At 39.8% G+C, this 17,888-nt stretch carries 16 protein-coding genes, 1 tRNA gene and 1 pseudogene; 12 read left to right on the top strand and 6 right to left on the bottom strand.

The window, feature by feature from the left end; genetic code table 11:
* Window positions 1–388: 388 nt before the first annotated feature.
* Complete coding sequence (locus tag H6G18_RS15950; protein WP_190408078.1) at window positions 389–2,536, bottom strand: RtcB family protein; 2,148 nt, start codon at window positions 2,534–2,536, stop codon at window positions 389–391.
* Window positions 2,537–2,832: 296 nt separating this feature from the next.
* Between H6G18_RS15950 and H6G18_RS15945 the strand changes: the two genes are divergently transcribed.
* From H6G18_RS15945 to H6G18_RS15930, 4 genes are all read left to right on the top strand, one after another.
* Window positions 2,833–3,735, top strand: a complete 903-nt coding sequence (locus tag H6G18_RS15945; RefSeq protein WP_190408077.1) for a class I SAM-dependent methyltransferase — start codon at window positions 2,833–2,835, stop codon at window positions 3,733–3,735.
* Window positions 3,732–4,460, top strand: a complete 729-nt coding sequence (locus tag H6G18_RS15940) for an HAD family hydrolase (protein WP_190408076.1) — start codon at window positions 3,732–3,734, stop codon at window positions 4,458–4,460. The genes H6G18_RS15945 and H6G18_RS15940 overlap by 4 nt, the downstream gene beginning before the upstream one ends.
* A gap of 42 nt (window positions 4,461–4,502) precedes the next feature.
* Window positions 4,503–4,575: transfer RNA gene (locus H6G18_RS15935), tRNA-Ala, on the top strand.
* A gap of 12 nt (window positions 4,576–4,587) precedes the next feature.
* On the top strand, window positions 4,588–5,541 hold the full coding sequence (locus tag H6G18_RS15930) for a WD40 repeat domain-containing protein (protein WP_313954439.1): 954 nt from the start codon (window positions 4,588–4,590) through the stop codon (window positions 5,539–5,541).
* Window positions 5,542–5,855: 314 nt separating this feature from the next.
* Here H6G18_RS15930 and H6G18_RS15925 read toward each other — a convergent pair whose 3' ends face one another.
* The 5 genes and pseudogenes from H6G18_RS15925 to H6G18_RS24820 all read right to left on the bottom strand — a co-directional run.
* Window positions 5,856–7,274 (bottom strand): aldehyde dehydrogenase family protein, encoded by a 1,419-nt coding sequence (locus H6G18_RS15925; protein ID WP_190408074.1) that lies wholly within the window; start codon window positions 7,272–7,274, stop codon window positions 5,856–5,858.
* 31 nt (window positions 7,275–7,305) lie between these two features.
* On the bottom strand, window positions 7,306–8,349 hold the full coding sequence (locus H6G18_RS15920) for a nitrilase-related carbon-nitrogen hydrolase (protein ID WP_190408073.1): 1,044 nt from the start codon (window positions 8,347–8,349) through the stop codon (window positions 7,306–7,308).
* A 47-nt stretch (window positions 8,350–8,396) separates the two neighbouring features.
* On the bottom strand, window positions 8,397–9,158 hold the full coding sequence (locus H6G18_RS15915) for a red chlorophyll catabolite reductase (protein ID WP_190408072.1): 762 nt from the start codon (window positions 9,156–9,158) through the stop codon (window positions 8,397–8,399).
* 213 nt (window positions 9,159–9,371) lie between these two features.
* Window positions 9,372–9,803 (bottom strand): beta-carboxysome assembly chaperone CcmS, encoded by a 432-nt coding sequence (gene ccmS, locus H6G18_RS15910; RefSeq protein ID WP_190408071.1) that lies wholly within the window; start codon window positions 9,801–9,803, stop codon window positions 9,372–9,374.
* Window positions 9,804–9,876: 73 nt separating this feature from the next.
* Window positions 9,877–10,207: pseudogene (locus H6G18_RS24820) on the bottom strand (ABC transporter); the annotation flags it as partial.
* A gap of 253 nt (window positions 10,208–10,460) precedes the next feature.
* Between H6G18_RS24820 and H6G18_RS15900 the strand changes: the two are divergent.
* The 8 genes from H6G18_RS15900 (at window position 10,461) to H6G18_RS15865 (ending at window position 17,840) form a co-directional block, all read left to right on the top strand.
* Window positions 10,461–11,309, top strand: coding sequence for a prohibitin family protein (locus H6G18_RS15900; RefSeq protein WP_190408069.1), 849 nt, complete (start codon window positions 10,461–10,463; stop codon window positions 11,307–11,309).
* A 50-nt stretch (window positions 11,310–11,359) separates the two neighbouring features.
* Window positions 11,360–11,776, top strand: a complete 417-nt coding sequence (locus H6G18_RS15895; RefSeq protein WP_190408068.1) for a DUF1824 family protein — start codon at window positions 11,360–11,362, stop codon at window positions 11,774–11,776.
* A 190-nt stretch (window positions 11,777–11,966) separates the two neighbouring features.
* Window positions 11,967–13,907: an ABC-F family ATP-binding cassette domain-containing protein gene (locus tag H6G18_RS15890; protein WP_190408067.1), complete on the top strand. Its 1,941-nt coding sequence runs from the start codon at window positions 11,967–11,969 to the stop codon at window positions 13,905–13,907.
* A 248-nt stretch (window positions 13,908–14,155) separates the two neighbouring features.
* Complete coding sequence (locus H6G18_RS15885; RefSeq protein WP_190408066.1) at window positions 14,156–14,659, top strand: pentapeptide repeat-containing protein; 504 nt, start codon at window positions 14,156–14,158, stop codon at window positions 14,657–14,659.
* A gap of 51 nt (window positions 14,660–14,710) precedes the next feature.
* Complete coding sequence (gene purT / locus H6G18_RS15880) at window positions 14,711–15,880, top strand: formate-dependent phosphoribosylglycinamide formyltransferase (RefSeq protein ID WP_190408065.1); 1,170 nt, start codon at window positions 14,711–14,713, stop codon at window positions 15,878–15,880.
* Between the two features lie 150 nt (window positions 15,881–16,030).
* Window positions 16,031–16,480 carry a hypothetical protein gene (locus H6G18_RS15875; RefSeq protein WP_190408064.1) on the top strand — a complete coding sequence of 150 codons (450 nt, stop codon included), beginning with the start codon at window positions 16,031–16,033 and terminating at the stop codon, window positions 16,478–16,480.
* 15 nt (window positions 16,481–16,495) lie between these two features.
* On the top strand, window positions 16,496–17,173 hold the full coding sequence (locus tag H6G18_RS15870; RefSeq protein ID WP_190408063.1) for a PIN domain-containing protein: 678 nt from the start codon (window positions 16,496–16,498) through the stop codon (window positions 17,171–17,173).
* An 88-nt stretch (window positions 17,174–17,261) separates the two neighbouring features.
* Complete coding sequence (locus H6G18_RS15865; RefSeq protein WP_190408062.1) at window positions 17,262–17,840, top strand: GNAT family N-acetyltransferase; 579 nt, start codon at window positions 17,262–17,264, stop codon at window positions 17,838–17,840.
* The last annotated feature ends 48 nt before the right edge of the window (window positions 17,841–17,888 follow it).

The raw sequence follows: 17,888 nt of genomic DNA, 5'->3' as shown, positions 1-17,888 counted from the left end.
AGATATATACTCATCCAATTGGATGACTGAAATTATCTATGTAGGTAGAAACAGGAAATAAGGAAGTAGCGAGATATTTAAGTTTTGAAAAAATTAAATATGAGTCCCATAGGGAACACCAAAAAATAAACTATGCCAAATTGACGGTCAGTAGGGTGCGTCAGTGAGAAAAAACTTAGCTGTATCGCCAAGAAATTATTTATACTGATGCACCCTACATTTTGAATATTTTTTTATTTGGAAGTCTCATATCAAAGATAGGGTATAAATCAGAAATTGAAAAATTTCTGATTTATTTGGAAAAGGTATTATTGCCCCTAAACGACAAGAACCTCTCCTAAATGGCTGGAGTAACCACCAACTTTGCATTTATTTACGCCGAGTAGTGTCAGCCTTTTACACAAACAACTTGCTTAAGTGTAGCTACAACTTCGACTAAATCGGCTTGATTGTTCATTACTTGATCAATTGGTTTATATGCACCAGGTATTTCATCTAAAACGCCAGTATCTTTCCGGCATTCTACACCCTTTGTTTGCTCAATTAAATCATCAAGTGTATAAGTATTTTTTGCCTTATTCCTCGACAATAAACGACCAGCGCCGTGAGAGCAAGAACAAAAGCTATGTGCATTACCTTTACCTTTAACAATGAAAGATTTTGCTCCCATTGAACCGGGAATAATGCCATAATCTTCTGTCTGAGCGCGGACTGCACCTTTACGCGTTACATAGATATCTTCTCCAAAATGTACTTCTTTTTCGGCGTAGTTATGATGACAGTTAACCTGCAATAGAGATTTTGTCAGTTTTCCTCCAGCCAAATGCTTTTCAATGATGCGTTTGAAACGCGCCATCATTACATCACGATTGACACGAGCATAATCTTGCGCCCATTGTAAATCATGCCAGTATGCTTGAAATTCTGGTGTACCAGTTATAAAGTAAGCTAAATCAGGATCAGGTAATTTATTACCAGCCAATTTTGCTAACTCCTTTGCTGTACTAATATGACACTGAGCAAGTTGATTGCCGATATTGCGTGAACCAGAGTGCAGCATCAACCAAACTTGATTTTCTGTGTCTAGGCAAACTTCTACAAAATGATTTCCACCGCCAAGAGAACCCATTTGTCTCATAGCTTTAGATTGTAAGTCTTGGACACCTTTGTGTAAGTTTTTAAAGTCATGCCAATGTTGCCAGTTAGTGACTGATTTTTCTACTTCTTTATTTTCATTAAAACCTGTAGGAATTGCGGCTTCAATATCTAGGCGTATTTTCTTTAGTTTGCCTTCTAATTGTTCACCAGTAAATGGTGTTTTTATAGCACTCATACCGCAATTGTGTACAAAAACGCCAGCTTTGAGAGCAAAGTTATGATATTCTGGCACTGAGAGACAGTAAACATCCTCTGTATAATTGAGAGGAATTACTGCCACTACTTTGTGATTACATTGATGTTCTTTCTTGCGGTGGTTGTGCAGCCCAATAGGAGTTTTAATAGATGCTCCACAAATTTCGCATTTATAGTATCGGTTAGCAATTTCTTGAGATTTTGCTTTTCCTTTCTCGCTAGTATTGTAGGCAATTAAATATTGCTTACCCCGCATTCCATTATCTGCAACTGCATTTTTAAAATGTTCCGGTTGCTGCTGCATATATTGAAGGATGTTTCTAGTTCCTCGTTCTGCATAATATTGGTATCCTTCTGGAGTTGTTGCTTTGTGAGCTAGGGAAGCAATTCTTTTTTGTTCAAATTCAGGAGATTGCCAATGTTGATTATTTTCTACTAAAGAACGATGGTAAGCAGAATGTTCATTATTACCCATAAATTCCAAATTTTCTGGTCGGTTATCAGAGGTTTGGAAATTACGGTGATGAATGACTGTTATTTGACCTTCAAATCTAGGAATTTTACCCAGTAAACCTGATCTAGCAACAATCCAATGTGCTTTGTGCCATCGACTTGAATATGGTTGAGAAATTAGAGTATAACCATCTTTGTCAATCCGAGAGTAAAAAGGCATTAAGGAAGTTTCTGGTTGCAGTAACTCAGCTTTTTTATAAGTCCCATCTCGCAACATAAATTGATGGTCAGGAGTACAAATAATTTCCTCGTCATTGTCTAAAATTACTTTGACCAGTGGAGCATTTTTTCTGGTTAACTTGGCATTTGCTTGAGCTGCAACTATTTTCCCAGTTGGAGTACAAGTATAAATAATAAATTCGTTTCCCTGTTCTGCTAGGTCTTGAATTCGATAACATTGACCATCAACTAGAGGAACTAAAGTATCTCCAACAAAACAGCCGATATCCACGCCTACAGCAGCAGGAATGATTGCTTCTTTAGTAGCAATTACAGAACCAACTAAAGCACCTTTTCCTAAATGAACATCTGGCATTAATGCTACGTGTTTAAATACAAATGGTAGGGATGCCACATTTTTAGCCATCTTGGTTTCTTCTGAACCTAGTTCATGATTTGCCCAAGATAATACAGGTGCTGGTGTTTTAATTTCTAATTGTTCGTAAGGCATATTTTCAAATTTATGAGTTGGGATTTTCTAGAGAAGGTTTTTATTAGAGATAGTTAAAGATTTGTAGTCAGGATTTTAATTTCAAAAGAAGGACTAAAGTCCTAACTAAGAACTTGATTGTAATGAATTTAGATGACTTAACATTGATTTGCTCTATTTTTATACTACAAACATAATACAGAATGAATTGTGTGTCAAGAAGTAGTTTATGATACTAATTTGCCAGCAAATTACGTGAATTTAAAATTCATCGCAGAAGGTGTAAGATACAAGATAACCAAGGCTAACTCAACTTTATGGCAGCGCGTCCAAATACAATTTGGGGCAATTTTCTATCTCCTGTAGTCCGGTTTTTGATGGATGAGGATAAGTGGCGACGTTATGCTCAAAGTATCGACTGGGAGAAAGAAAGCGATCGCTTCCGCAGAACTGATGTCATAATTCCCTCGTACTACAATCACCAGAACTTTCACGGTATTGAGGGGGGATATCTCAATTCTAGTGCAGCCGTCAGCTACGACCCAATTACGGAATACGCTCTACCACCCAATGAGACTTGGGTGCGTCAAGCGTTAATTGATGCGGTGAAAGTCCAGCCAAGACGCATACTTGACTTAGGCTGTGGTACGGGTTCCACCACATTAATGTTAAAGCAGGCTTTCCCTCAAGCGGATGTCATTGGTTTGGATTTATCACCCTATATGCTGATAAGGGCAGAAGATAAAGCCAAAATTGAGGGTTTAGATATCAGCTGGCGACATGGGAACGCAGAAACCACCAGTTTCCCAGATGCTTCTTTTGATTTAGTGACAGCTTCTTTGTTGTTCCACGAAACACCAGTTGTAGTATGCCAGACAATTCTACAGGAATGTTTCCGATTGTTGGTAGCTGGTGGACAAGTATTGATTCTTGATGGGAGTCAGAAAAGCCTACGTCAGCTAGATTGGCTCAACGATATTTTTGAAGAGCCTTACATTCGTGAGTATGCTGCTGATAGTGTAGATGCGCGGATGGGTGCGGTGGGATTTGAGGCGGTGCGAACTGAAGAAGTTTGGTGGATACATCAAGTAAGTAGTGGTGTAAAACCCATTCCTGTAAAAGATGGAACTACACAAGCAAAAGTCAGACAACATATACCAGCAATAGATAATAATAATTTGGAGGGTTTAGAGTCTCCAGCTTTTGGCATAACGGCATGAGTTTAAAGGCAATTCTGTTTGATTTTAATGGCGTAATCATTAACGATGAGCGCATCCACCTACAACTGATAGATGAGATTCTCATTCAAGAAAATCTCCAACCCCAAAAAGTGCAAGAACGTCAAGCTTCATTAGGAAGGAGCGATCGCGCTTATTTTCAAGAACTGCTCATGAATCGCGGTAGAGTAGCTACAGAAGAGTATTTAACTCAGTTGCTGCACCGTAAAGCCCAAGCTTATGTGCAAGAACTCGGAAAGCTTGACAAACTACCGTTGTATCCAGGTGTAGAAGACTTAATATATCAAGCGCGATCGAGTAATCTGCAACTAGGGTTAGTCAGTGGTGCTGTTCGCCAAGAAATAGAACTGGTGTTTGAACGCGCCAATTTGGCTGAATATTTTACTGTTATTGTAGCGGGTGATGATATCACCACCAGTAAACCCCAACCCGATGGTTATTTGTTGGCAGTGGAAAAATTTAATCAAAAATATTCTGATTTGCATCTACAACCACAAGAGTGTCTAGCCATTGAAGATACTCCACCAGGAATACAAGCAGCTAAACAAGCACAAATGCAAGTAGCTGGTGTGGCGAATACTTACCCCTTTCATATGCTTCAGCGTTGCTGTAATTGGACCGTGGATTATCTTACTGATTTGGAACTAGAACGAGTTCAGGAAGTTTATTCGCAAAAAGAGATGAAACCTAGTGTACCTGAGTGTTAAAATATGATAAGTGTATCAGGGTGTATAACTCTGCATTCACAAGGGGAATTAGCTCAGTTGGTAGAGTGCTGCGATCGCACCGCAGAGGTCAGGGGTTCGAGTCTCCTATTCTCCATTTGTACATTAAATAATTATTGTCAGTTTTAAAGAATTATTTAATGGACATCAGTCACGGATTACTTCTATCGCCTTTAGTCCTGATGGAGCAATGCTTGCCAGTGGAAGTTCTGATGGTAGTCTTGGACTATGGAACATTAATGGTCAATCTATCATTCAACCTTCTAGAGTTGATGGTTGTTGGGTTGATTGTCTAGCCTTTAGTCCAGATGGAAAATACATCATAAGTAGTATCAATAATGATCCTCTCAGTGGTCGTGGTTTTGCTGGTGTACTGAAACTTTGGGATTTAGAAGGTAACATTATCGGTAATCCCTTCACTGGTCATGAAGACAGTGTTACTTGCGTAGCTTTTAGTCCTGATGGCACACTAATAATTAGTGGTAGTGTTGATGGCACTGTTAGACTTTGGGATCAACAGGGGAATGCTGTTGGTTCACCGTTTATTGGTCACAAATTTCGTGTTACATCTGTAGATTTTGATCCAACTGGAAAGCAGGTTGTCAGTAGCGGTGTGGATGGCACAGTGCGTTTGTGGCCAGTTGATTGGGTATATTGGTTGCAAGTAGGATGCGATCGCCTCCGCTACCATCCTGTTCTCAAGAATCCTCAAACTGAAGTAGAGAGACAAGCTTGGGAAACTTGTCAAAATTATGTGTGGGAACCAGAAAAAGGTACTCAAAAGTTATATGAGCAAGCACTACAAAGGATTAAGGACGAAGAAAACTTTCCCGCAGCAGAAGAAAAAAATTTTTCAGACGCGATCTTAATCTTGAATCTAGTGATTCAGTTTAATCCAGATCATGCTGATGCTTATTACCATCGGGGCAAGTGCTATGCTGATTTTCATAATAAGCACAAAACGATAGTGGATTTTAACACGGCTGCGACTCTCTATCGGCAGCAAGGAAAAACTGAAACTGAGGAGTACCTGGAGGTTAAGAAATTCCTCAATCAGCTTTAATTTTAAATTATTTCTGTTTGTGGCGATGTCTTGAAAGTCAAGTCATTGCCTTCGGGTACTAAAAGTTATTCAACCTCGGCATATAAAGCTGAAAATGCTTTGCTGATGAGCGTTATGAGCATAAGCTTTTCTAAAAAAATATGTCATCATTTAACTTAAAAGCTTACGGCATTTATGACACCATTTACTTTAAATTTATTTGATTGAGTGCTTTGATAGAAAAATTACCTAAAGCCTTATCAATTAAGACTTTCAGCGACTTCTACTGTTTAAAGTAAATATGACAATAATTCTTTAATTTGGACATTATTTATTTAATGGACATCAAACCACCAAGGGTTCCTGGCAGAGTTGGTTTTAATCAAAAATGCCTGTTTTCGCAGGAACCGCTTCAAACCTGCTGCACCCATGCGCGAACCACCCATGCCAGAAAATTTGAAGGCATTTTTCTCTCCCTCCTGCATAATGGCGGTGAGGGCAGCATCATTAATACTAATAGCACCTACATTTAATTGGCGGGCTACTGTTAAGGCTTCATCTTCTGATCCAGCAAATACCGCCGCACTAAGTCCATAAATTGAGTCGTTGGCTAAATATATCGCTTCCTCAACGGTGGGAAAGGGCATTACTGGCATAATGGGGCCGAAAGTCTCTTCGGTCATCACCTTCATGGAATGGTTGACTTGAGTTAGCACTGTGGGACGACACCACCAACCGCCGCCTAATTCCTCAACTTTACCGCCGCAGTGAATTACTGCTCCTTTCTCCACTGCCTCTAAAATATGATTGTTAATAATTCCCGCTTGTCTTTCGGCAATGATGGGGCCGATCGCTCCATCTTCAACTGAGGGGTAAGCTAGTTGTAGACGATGGGCTTTGGCTATTAGTTGATGATAAAACTCTTCAAATATAGATTCAGCGACGTAAATTCGTTCAATAGATAAACAAGACTGTCCTGTATTGACGACTGCGCCCCATAAAATAGCTGAGGTTGCTAAGTCTAAATCGGCTGATTCTAAAACGATCGCCGGATCTTTGCCTCCCAATTCCAGATAAGCTGGAATAAAGCGTCTGGCTGCAACTTCTGCTACTTCTCGTCCAGTGGCGACACTACCTGTAAAACATACCAAATCTACACAATCAATCAATGCAGCCCCAGTTTCCCCGGCTCCCTCCACAAAAATTAAGATATCTCGTAAGTCAGGAACTGTATTTAGTGCTATCAACAGTGGTGCTACAAACCGGGGTGCAATTTCACTGGGTTTGACAACTACCGCACAACCCGCCAGCAATGCCGGAATTGTATCAATCATCGATAGTAACAAGGGAAAATTCCACGGACTGATGACACCAACTAAGGAGTAGGGAACAGATGCTTGTTGTAAGGCGATAAACGGAATACTGGTATTTTTGGCAGATTCTTGCAGTAATTCTGGCGCTAAACCACACCAGCGATCGATGCTGGCCAGGAACGAATCAATTTCTAATACAGTTGTAGATAATCTGCCCGTATCATTCACCAACGCATCTGTTAGCTGTTCTCGCCTAGATAGTATGCCTTGTTTCCATTGCTGTAAGGCGCTAATTCTGCCTTCTACGCCCAATTGTTGCCAACGAGATTGCGCCCGCCGCGCCCGGTTACATTGCTGTGCCAGCAACCTCGGCGGTGGCGGTATAATCACATAATCAAATTTTCCAGTCCGTGGGTTACGAACTTCTATTGTTTTGGTCATTTGTCAATAGTCATGAGTCATTGGTCAACCATCAAATAATTCCTAACTCAGTTAGGCGTTTAATGGTTTGTTGTTGTGTTTGTATAAAATGTTTGCGGTCTACTTCCTGATCCAGCATAGTATTGGCTGGGTAAAATTGTGACTGACTATAGCTTTGAGCATACATCTCAAATCTTTGACGAGATAGTAAATTATATAACCCTGGTCTTTGGCGATCGCGTCTTAATGCGGCTAGGTCTATTTCGGCAAAGGCTGCCATACTCTCGCCTGCACCAGTCTCTGCTAAAATTATGCCCCGATGGTCAATGATTTTTGAGCCGCCATCAACGGAAGCAATGGGAATGGGGCTATTAGCTAGACCTGCGGTATTAGCTGAAACCACATAAGCCATATTCTCGACGGCGCGAGTAATTTTGGCTGCATCTTTGGGGGTGAGGTTTTGGCTATACACTTCAGAGGTGGAGTGGAGGAAAATTTCTGCTCCTCGCATTGCTAAACATCTCGCCACTTCTGGGTATAAAATTTCTTCTGATGCTAAAGCTGCTAAGTTACCAATGGCAGTTTTAGCCACGGGAAACACACCCTCTAAGCCGTAACAATCAAGGTATTTATCCCAGACATCATGGGGTGTGGGAGCAAATAAAGAATTTAACCTTCGATAACGTAAAATTACTGATCCCGATGGGTCAATAACAAAGCAGGTTTGAAAGTAAAGTTGGGGAAAGTTGGGGTCAAGTTCGTAGGCGTTACCAGCCAAAAATATTTGATGTTTCTGGGCAATTTTCCCCAATGCTTCGTATTCAGCACCGTCAATTTCCAAACAGGCTTTATCCGCCCATAATTGCAAGGGTTCTCCCATCGGGAAACCTGTCAGGAAATATTCTGGTAGGACAATTAAGCGACAGTCAAAACCAATGAAAGCAATACTCGCAGCGATTTGTTGTGCCAAGCGGTTAATAGTATTGTGCATCATCAATCCAGCTTCTTGGCGATCGCTTGCTTGATTCACTGCATGACAGGTAACTTGCAGCGCCAAAGCTCGAAATGAGTTGAGATTACTAGAGTTATCTGCCATGCTTTTGTAAATAGGGAGTGGGGAAAAGTAAAATTAAGAATTACGAATTATTTTATTCTGTCGCCTCCCCAAAGCGATCGCACTAATTTATCTGTCATCTGTTCGCCGAATAGCCGTACTGCAATTTTATTATCTGGGTCGCGTTCGGCGATCGCTCGACGGACAATTAAATCACGTTCTGCTAAAGCAGTGCGTTCTGATTCTGGTACAGGTTCTGCTTCATCTACCCAACCCAACCAACGATCTATCATCTCATGAGCTACTGAACTTAGAGCCGCAATGGTTTCATCTGTGACTGGGCTAGTATAACAAAGGCTTGTCTGAGATTGTACCTGACGAATGTAGAGAGTTTTGCTGATATATTGCTGGAAGCGATCGTCATTGGCAAATGCTAAATATCGGTCGTTTGCAGGTGCGTAGTAACGGTCTAAATAATCTAAATCGGTGAATAAATCGCTACGTGCAATATAATCCATGTAGAAGAATAAGTGTGGTACGGTAGCAAAGGCAAAAGCTAAATGGGGAACACGAATGTGTGAATCCAACCAAATAGTTAAGTGCATATTGCAAAAACCTGAGTTGGGTTCGCGCAACCATGAATGCACTAGCCAATCAATTTCTGCACCAGAGAAAGTATTCAGTGAACCGTGGGCTGCTCCTACCTGAGCAGAATAACTTTGTAAATCTTTGGTAGACTGATCTGGTTGTAACTCAAAACGTGCGTCTAGTTTCTGGCGGAGTTCTTTGGTAATATTCCACAACTGCTCAAATATGACTGTGGTTTCCCCAGAAAATTGCTGTTCAATCATTGTTTGTAATCTCCTTTTTCAGTTGGGATCTATGCAAACAAAATTAATTTAGATACAAAACACTCACATCTTGCTTGTGTTTGAGTTCATTCTCAAAATTGGATGATTTTTTCTTGGACTTCCTAATACAGTGTAAGTCTTCCAGGGAGGCGCACGTTAATCAAACTGCTTCACTCCCAATATCTAGGACTGACGTACCCTGCTTTAATTCACCTAAGCAAGACTGATCTGCTCACTCATGCGCTGTTCCAACACTTCTAACAATTCATTAACATCTTTACCAACTTGCTCAAAACAAACTGGCGGCGCTGGCTCTGGTGCAAACTGAATTAACTTAATTTCACCCTTACCAATACCAATCATCAATACTTCTACTTCTGGTTGATTATGTTCAATAATTCCCAAAAGTTCCTGAAGCCGATTTTCCACATTACTATTTAATTTTTCTACCGCTTCTTGAGGACAATAAACAAAACGTGGTGTAGGTTGTAAATCGATGCCAATACTACCTTGACTATCACCATTTTCTAACCATAAAGCCCATGATAACGCTGCCAATTCTGGTTGGTGTTCTTTGACAAATCTATCCAACTGACTGCGCCACTTGTTATTACTTGATTCCGGTTGGGTATTACTAAAGATCATAATCCACTCCTGAAGCCTCTAAACTCTAACCTCTATTTTCCAGCCAATGTTGCTAAAATAGGCATTCAAGGAAAGCAGGAGCCAAAACAAAGAATGCACCACCAACAACTACAATAGTCGTGACTAGCTGGATCATACTGTTTGCTTCCACGTCCGAAAAACGTCCTAGTTAGTTAACATCATCACTGAGGATGGATATGAAACTACCTATGCTGCATTCCTCAAAATAATATGCTAATTCCCACTCCTCTAGGTGACTATATGCGTCCAAAGGTAAGCTATGCTGGATATTCTGTGCCAGGTTACGCCATAACAAGATGACAACAATACTCAAAAAATGACTCTAGTATCCTAGTGATGGCTTTGAGCAGCACCACAATTCAAAATTGCCCAAAGATATATTTGAACTCCCGCTAATATTTAGATGCTATGGCAACAGATGTTGAAAGTTGTGTGCAACTGATATTACCACAGAGTCAAGGATGAGGGGATGAGAGAATGAGGGATATAAGCTTTACCTTCTCCTTCCCTACGGGACACTACGCGAACACAGACGCTACCGCGAACCCGCAGGGTGGGAGATGAGGGAGACTTAACTTCTGACTCAGTACTTACTACTCAGCGCTCAGTACTCACTACTCACAAGGAGAAACTAGCTTGAAAGATCAGCAATTGGGAAACTGGCAAACTACTGTTTTAGGAATTTTCTTGGCAATAATTGTGATTGTCGGGTTAAATTCCTTTGTTATTATCAACCCAGGGCAAGCAGGAGTGTTGAGTATCTTAGGTAAAGCTAGGGATGGTGCGTTACTGGAGGGTATTCACTTGAAACCGCCTTTCATCTCGGTGATGGATGTTTATGATTTGACGGTACAGAAATTTGAAGTACCAGCAGAAAGTTCCACCAAGGATTTGCAAAATTTATCTGCTAGATTTGCGATTAACTTTCGTCTTGATCCCATTCAAGTAGTGGATGTGAGAAGAAAGCAAGGAACCTTAGAAAATATTGTCTCAAAAATTATCGCTCCCCAAACACAAGAAGCATTTAAAATTGCCGCAGCCAGAAGAACAGTGGAAGAGGCAATTACCAAACGGAGTGAGTTAAAAGAAGACTTTGACAATGCTCTAGGCGATCGCCTGGATAAATATGGAATAATAGTATTAGATACTAGCGTAGTTGACTTGACATTCTCGCCGGAATTTGCCAGAGCCGTAGAAGAAAAACAAATTGCTGAACAACGCGCCCAAAGAGCAGTCTATGTAGCGCGAGAAGCCGAACAAGAAGCGCAAGCAGAAATTAATCGTGCCAAAGGTAAAGCAGAAGCCCAAAGACTTTTAGCAGAAACTCTCAAAGCCCAAGGTGGACAGTTAGTACTGCAAAAAGAAGCAATCGAAGCGTGGAAAACTGGTGGCGCTCAAATGCCAAAAGTACTAGTTATGGGTGGAGAATCACAAGGTAGTGTACCTTTCATTTTTAATCTAGGAAACACCCAAAATTTAAACTAATTTGCCTAATCACACACAAACACAACCGCAAAACATCATTAAACTAGTTTATGTCAATGCCCAACCATCCCAATCTTACCACCGCCGACGCGAAAAAAATCCTCAACAAATTCAACTGTTTAGATATCGCCCCGATTCTCAAGCCCTCAGAAAAGGAATCAATTCGTCGGGCATTGATTTTTATCACCAAACTTTCTGATTATCAAATATTAGGAATTTGTGCTGATACAGCCGAGGAAGGATTACTCGCCATGAGAACTTATTCCCATGCTTTAGGTTATGAAGTTCCTATTGATTTGCCTGTAGTTGAAGGCCCAGTATATATCAAACTAAATGGCAAAAACGGCTTGTGTTACCTCGATTCCTACGCCGGACATCATCGCGGTGTCCTAGTATCTTGCCAATCTTACTATGAAGGAGGAATCAACGAAATGTATGGACATCTACCCCTCGACTTATTTGTTTAAAGTCAAGCAATAATCTGAGGTACGCTACACTAAGTAAACGTACCTCTTCCCCCTAAAATATTACTTGTCAAGAGTCATAATCTCTCTTGTATATCTTAATATGCTGCTCTGTGTCAGCTTTCCATCAAAATTTATACTTTACATAATCAGCCAATCAACAGTAAATTAAACTGTATCTTTTAAAATTGCTATGAGCATCATCACATTACAATCAGTTAAAAAAGATTTTGGAATCAAAGAAATTTTAAAAGATGCGAGCTTTAGTTTAGATGTTACCGATAAAGTTGGTTTAATCGGTACAAATGGTTCTGGCAAATCCACCTTATTAAAAATGATTGCCGGCATAGAACCAGTAGACAGTGGTCAAATTTTATGCACTTCCGGTTCTAAAATCATCTACTTACCCCAACAGCCAGATTTAGATGAAAACCATACAGTTTTAGAACAGATTTTCGCTGACAGTGGCGAACAAATGGCTTTAGTCCGTGAGTATGAAGAACTTTCTGATAAACTAACTCATTACCCAGAAGATAGCCAATTAATGTCTCGCCTTTCTTCTGTCATGCAGCGTATGGATGCGACTGGTGCTTGGGAATTAGAAACCAATGCCAAAATCATCCTTAGCAAATTAGGAATTACTGATTTTGATGCACCAATAAGCAGTTTATCTGGTGGCTATCGTAAACGTATTGCTTTAGCAACTGCTTTACTTTCTGAACCAGATGTTTTACTCATGGATGAGCCAACAAACCATCTCGATGCTCTGTCCGTTGAATGGTTACAAAGCTATCTTAACCGCTTTCGCGGCGCATTATTTCTCATCACACACGATCGCTACTTTTTAGATAAAGTCACCAACCGCATCATCGAAATTGACCGGGGTGATATTTACAGCTATGCAGGTAACTACTCATATTACCTGGAAAAGAAAGCCTTAGCCGAAGAATCAGCAATCAGCACTCAACGCAAACATCAAGGTGTATTACGGCGAGAATTAGAATGGCTTAAACGTGGTCCCAAAGCCAGAAGCACCAAACAAAAAGCCAGAATTCAGCGCGTCCACGCCATGCGAGAAACTGAGTTTAAACAAGCTCAGGGTAAAGTTGACATCTCCACAGTTAGCCGCCGCATTGGCAAGAAAGTTATTGACTTAAATAACATTGCTAAAGCCTATAATGATCGCACCTTAATTAAAGATTTTACCTACGAATTTAGTCCAGAAGACCGTATCGGGATCATTGGTGGAAATGGTGCAGGAAAGTCCACCTTAATGAATATTATTACGGGACGTGTAGAACCAGATTCCGGTAGTGTAGATATTGGTTCCACTATTCACATCGGTTATTTTGACCAACATTCGGAAGAATTACTCACAGCTTTAGATGAAAATCAGCGCGTGATTGACTACATTAAAGAAGAGGGGGAATTTGTTCAAATAGCCGATGGCACAAAAATTACTGCTTCCCAAATGTTAGAGCGTTTTCTGTTTCCAGGGAATCAGCAGTATGCACCAATCCATAAACTATCTGGTGGAGAAAAACGCCGACTGTTCCTGCTGCGTATCCTCATCAGTGCGCCCAACGTCTTGATTTTGGATGAACCGACAAACGATTTAGATGTGCAAACATTGGCAGTATTGGAAGACTATTTAGAGGATTTTAGCGGATGTGTCATCGTAGTTTCCCACGATCGCTACTTTTTAGACCGCACTGTTGATACAATATTTGCTCTAGAAGAAGGTGGCAACCTACGGCAATATCCAGGTAATTACTCCGTTTATCTAGACTACAGGAAAGCCGAAGAAGCAGAACAAACAACAGCCAACACTAAAGAAAAGACAAAAAATTCCCCAGAAACAAAAGTTACATCGCAAACTAAAGATGTAGAAACTAAAAAGCGGCGTAGACTATCTAATTGGGAAAAGCGGGAATTTGAACAGCTAGAAGGCAAAATCGCTCAAATAGAGGACGAAAAAGCCCAAACCGAGCAAGCACTAGCTCATGTCTCTCCTGGTAATTATACCCAAGTACAAAAACTCTACGAACAAATAGAAGCGCTCAAAAAAGCAATTGATGCAGCAACTGAGCGCTGGTTAGAATTAGCTGAGATAGAGTCTTCCGAGAATGGGTGAGGGCAAAATGATAGCGCTAAAGCAGAATTTACCACCAAACTGGGCATTAACTGATGCTCAGTTTGCCAACACAAACCAATTCTTTAAGAATTCTGCAACTGAGTTTACCAAAAGTTTGCCTTACTATTTACCATCAGATGTTACTCTTTGTCTGAGTGGAAGTTTGACTAGGTTTTCAGGTTAGTGCTTTTCATCGGGCTATTGATAACTTTAGCCGTGCATCCAATAGTTAGATATAGTGCCAAACAATGATCATGATCAATCCTCATACTCAAGACCTCCGCTCTCAGTCCATTCATTTTTTAGAACAGAGTCCAGTACAACGCCTGCAAATTCTCCAAGAATTAGGTATAGGTCGTTTCAAATTCTTATCTAAAATCCGTCTGAATGACGAAAACATTGATTGTGTGATGCGATTTCTCCAAAATCCTGGACAGATGAAATTTCCCAATTTATCTGGCGCTAATTTATCTGAATTAAATTTAGATGAAGTAAGTTTGATTCGCGGGAATTTATCAGAAGCAAATTTGCAAGGAAGCAGTCTATTAAATGCTGACCTCATATTTGTGAATTTCACTAAAGCTGACTTGAGAAAAGCAGATTTAAGAGGCGCAACTCTGAATGGAACTGTTTGGTTAGACACCCTCGTTGATGAGTGCCAATTAGGCATTGGTAATGGTTTAACTCAACAGCAACGTAAAGATTTACAACTGCGTGGAGCTAAGTTTAACTATTTGGTAGATGATAATTAAAATGCAGCATAGTGAGCAGATTGCTGAATTTTAATTATCTGGGAAAGGTGCATGAGTAAGGCGATGAAGTTACCCCAAAAACTAATGTTATTGGGATCAGGGGAATTGGGCAAAGAATTTGTCATTGCGGCTCAACGTCTTGGGAATTATGTGATAGCCGTTGACCGCTATGCCAACGCCCCAGCTATGCAGGTTGCCGATCGCTCTGAAGTTATATCGATGCTTAGTGCTGATGATTTAGAAGCCGTTGTGACTAAGCATGAACCAGACTTTATTATACCAGAAATAGAAGCAATTAGAACTGAGAAATTGCAGGAATTTGAGCAGCGAGGTATCACTGTAATTCCGACGGCTGCGGCTACAAATTACACGATGAACCGCGATCGCATCCGGGAATTAGCCCATGAAGAATTAGGTATTAGAACAGCGAAATATGGGTATGCGGTCACATTAGAAGAATTGATTGCTGTTTCTGATCAGATAGGCTTTCCCAATGTAGTCAAACCAGTAATGTCGTCCTCAGGTAAAGGACAATCAGTGGTAGCCTCAAAAGAGGAAGTAGAGAAAGCTTGGAATTATGCGATCGCTAATTCTCGTGGTGATAGTCAAAAAGTCATAGTCGAAGAATTTATCAACTTTGAAATTGAAATCACCCTCCTCACCATTAAACAATGGAATAGTCCTACAATTTTCTGTTCACCCATCGGACACCGCCAAGAAAGAGGCGATTATCAAGAATCTTGGCAACCAGCCGACATCAGTGAAGATAAGATATTAGCAGCACAAGCCATAGCTCAAAAAGTCACCGATGCTTTAGGCGGAGCAGGTATATTTGGTGTAGAATTTTTTATCACCAAAGATGAAGTCATTTTTTCTGAACTTTCACCCCGTCCCCACGACACGGGAATGGTAACATTAATTTCACAAAACTTGAACGAATTTGAGTTACATCTGCGAGCAATTTTAGGCTTACCCATTCCCAAGATAGAACAGTTGGGATCATCAGCCAGTGCCGTAATTTTAGCCTCAGAAAAATTAGATGCACCCATGTTTACAGGTGTCGCCGAAGCTTTAGCCGAACCAGATGTAGATATTAGATTATTTGGTAAACCTACAGCACACCCTTATCGCCGCATGGGTGTAGCTTTAGCCAAAGCCGAGAATGTGCAAGCAGCTAGGGAGAAAGCAACAATAGCGGCGAGTAAGATTCACATTATTTAGTGAGTAGTTGCTGACTACAGGAAAAAAAAAGAATTGCCGAAGTCCCTTAAAATGCTCATACCCTAAACCAAACATGAAATGATGCAAGCATTATCTTCAGATTATAATTGACTTATTATTAATATGACGAATGTCACAAGGAGCATAAAAATGGATGTTGAAAAACTCCGTGACGAAACAATAGAGATATCAGACATTACAGCCTGGGATAAAAATGGGCAAAAACTTTTAGTATCAAAAATTAGAGCCAGAGACATTCAAGAAGATATTAAATCTAAATTGGCAGAAATTCTCGAATTTGAGTATGAGCATAATGGAGTTATAGTGCCTTATGCTATGACTGCTACCCGTAAAGAAATTAATATTTTTGAATGGGATGGGAAAATACTCAAGGATATCTATACCTTTCCAACTAATGAAGTTATGTCTGAGTACGATTCAGAATTTAGTAATAAGAGAATTTTTGAGTATTATCTGGAAACATTAGTTGAGGGATGGTTAAGAGATTTAGCTGAACACTGGAAAACTGATAATCCACCTAAATCACAAGAATTAACGCAGATCGGTTTCGTGGAAAAGCTTGCAGATGCGCTACAGTAAAGGGCAGTAATTTCAGTGATAACGCTTTATATCGAAACTAATTTTTTTATTGGTTTTGCTAAAAGCCAAGATGAGGATTCTGAAAAATTAGTCACTAACATATCGCCAGATAGAAATACACTGATTAAAATTGTGACTCCTTCAGTGTGTTGTATGGAATCTCTTTCTGTACTAAATGCTGAAATTAGCATAAGCAATCGATTTCAAGATAATTTAGATTTTGAAAGAAATAAACTCAAAGGGGATAAAAACTCCCCATATTCCCAAGAAATTCAAAAATACCTTGAACAAGCCAAAATTAAAAATAAAGCACGATTGAATGAAATAAACAATCGCCTTTTTCAAGTTCTTGAATGGGCTAGTAAGAATGTAGAGTTAATAAAATTAAAACCAGATATACTAAGCGCAAGTCTTCAACAAATACTTATCACTGATCAAACAGATAACCTAATTTTGCATTGTATTCTTGATCATGCTCGAACTCATCAGAACACATCTCCAGATGAGAAGAAGATTTTATTAACTGCAAACTCTAAAGACTTTGGTACAAAAGAAATCAAGGAAATATTGCAGGGAGTTGGTATAAAGTATCTTACCAGCACGGAAAAATTTTTAGGTTGGCTGCAATCAAACAACATAGAAGCTTACAAGTCCATACAACCAAACTTTCGATTACCCCGCAGTGGGTGGTGAGTTACGCTATTGTACCCGATAATATGTACCAGAAAGCGATCGCTACTAAGTAACATAGATGAAGATATTGTATTTGCCCATCTAGGTTATGAAGTCAGAACTGCCGATAATCACAAGCGATCGCCTATTATTACGTGTAGGTATTCAAGAAGATATACCGGAAATTATCAAATACTTTCTTGATAATCAAGATTACCTCACACCATTTTATCCTACTTGGGTAGACCATTTCTTTACAGCAGAATATTGGCATTATCAAATAGAAAATAATTTTCTAGAATTTATCCACGACCAATCTTTAAAGCTGTTTATCTTCCCGAAAAAAAAACCAACTAAAATTATTGGTACGATCAATTTTAATAATTTTATCAAAGGTGCTGCCCATTTTTGCTATGTAGGATATAGCTTGGCAGAGGCTGAACAAGGTAAAGGCTATATGACAGAGGCTTTACAAGCAGCAATTGATTATGTATTTCAAGAGTTAAATTTTCATCGCGTCATGGCAAATTATATGCCACATAATCAACGCAGTGGTAACGTACTGAGGAGATTAGGCTTTGTTGTTGAAGGTTATGCCAGAGATTATTTATTAATTAACGGTAAATGGGAAGACCATATTTTAACAAGTCTTATCAACCCCAAATGGCAAGAAAACGAAAATAGGTAATGAGGAAATAAAAAAATTACCCATTACCTATTACTAAATACCATCAAA

Source organism: Anabaena subtropica FACHB-260 (assembly GCF_014697105.1).
GTDB classification, from domain to species: domain Bacteria; phylum Cyanobacteriota; class Cyanobacteriia; order Cyanobacteriales; family Nostocaceae; genus Trichormus; species Trichormus subtropicus.
The sequence above is the reverse complement of the archived record's forward strand: the minus strand, read 5'-3'. Positions and strand labels throughout refer to the sequence as shown.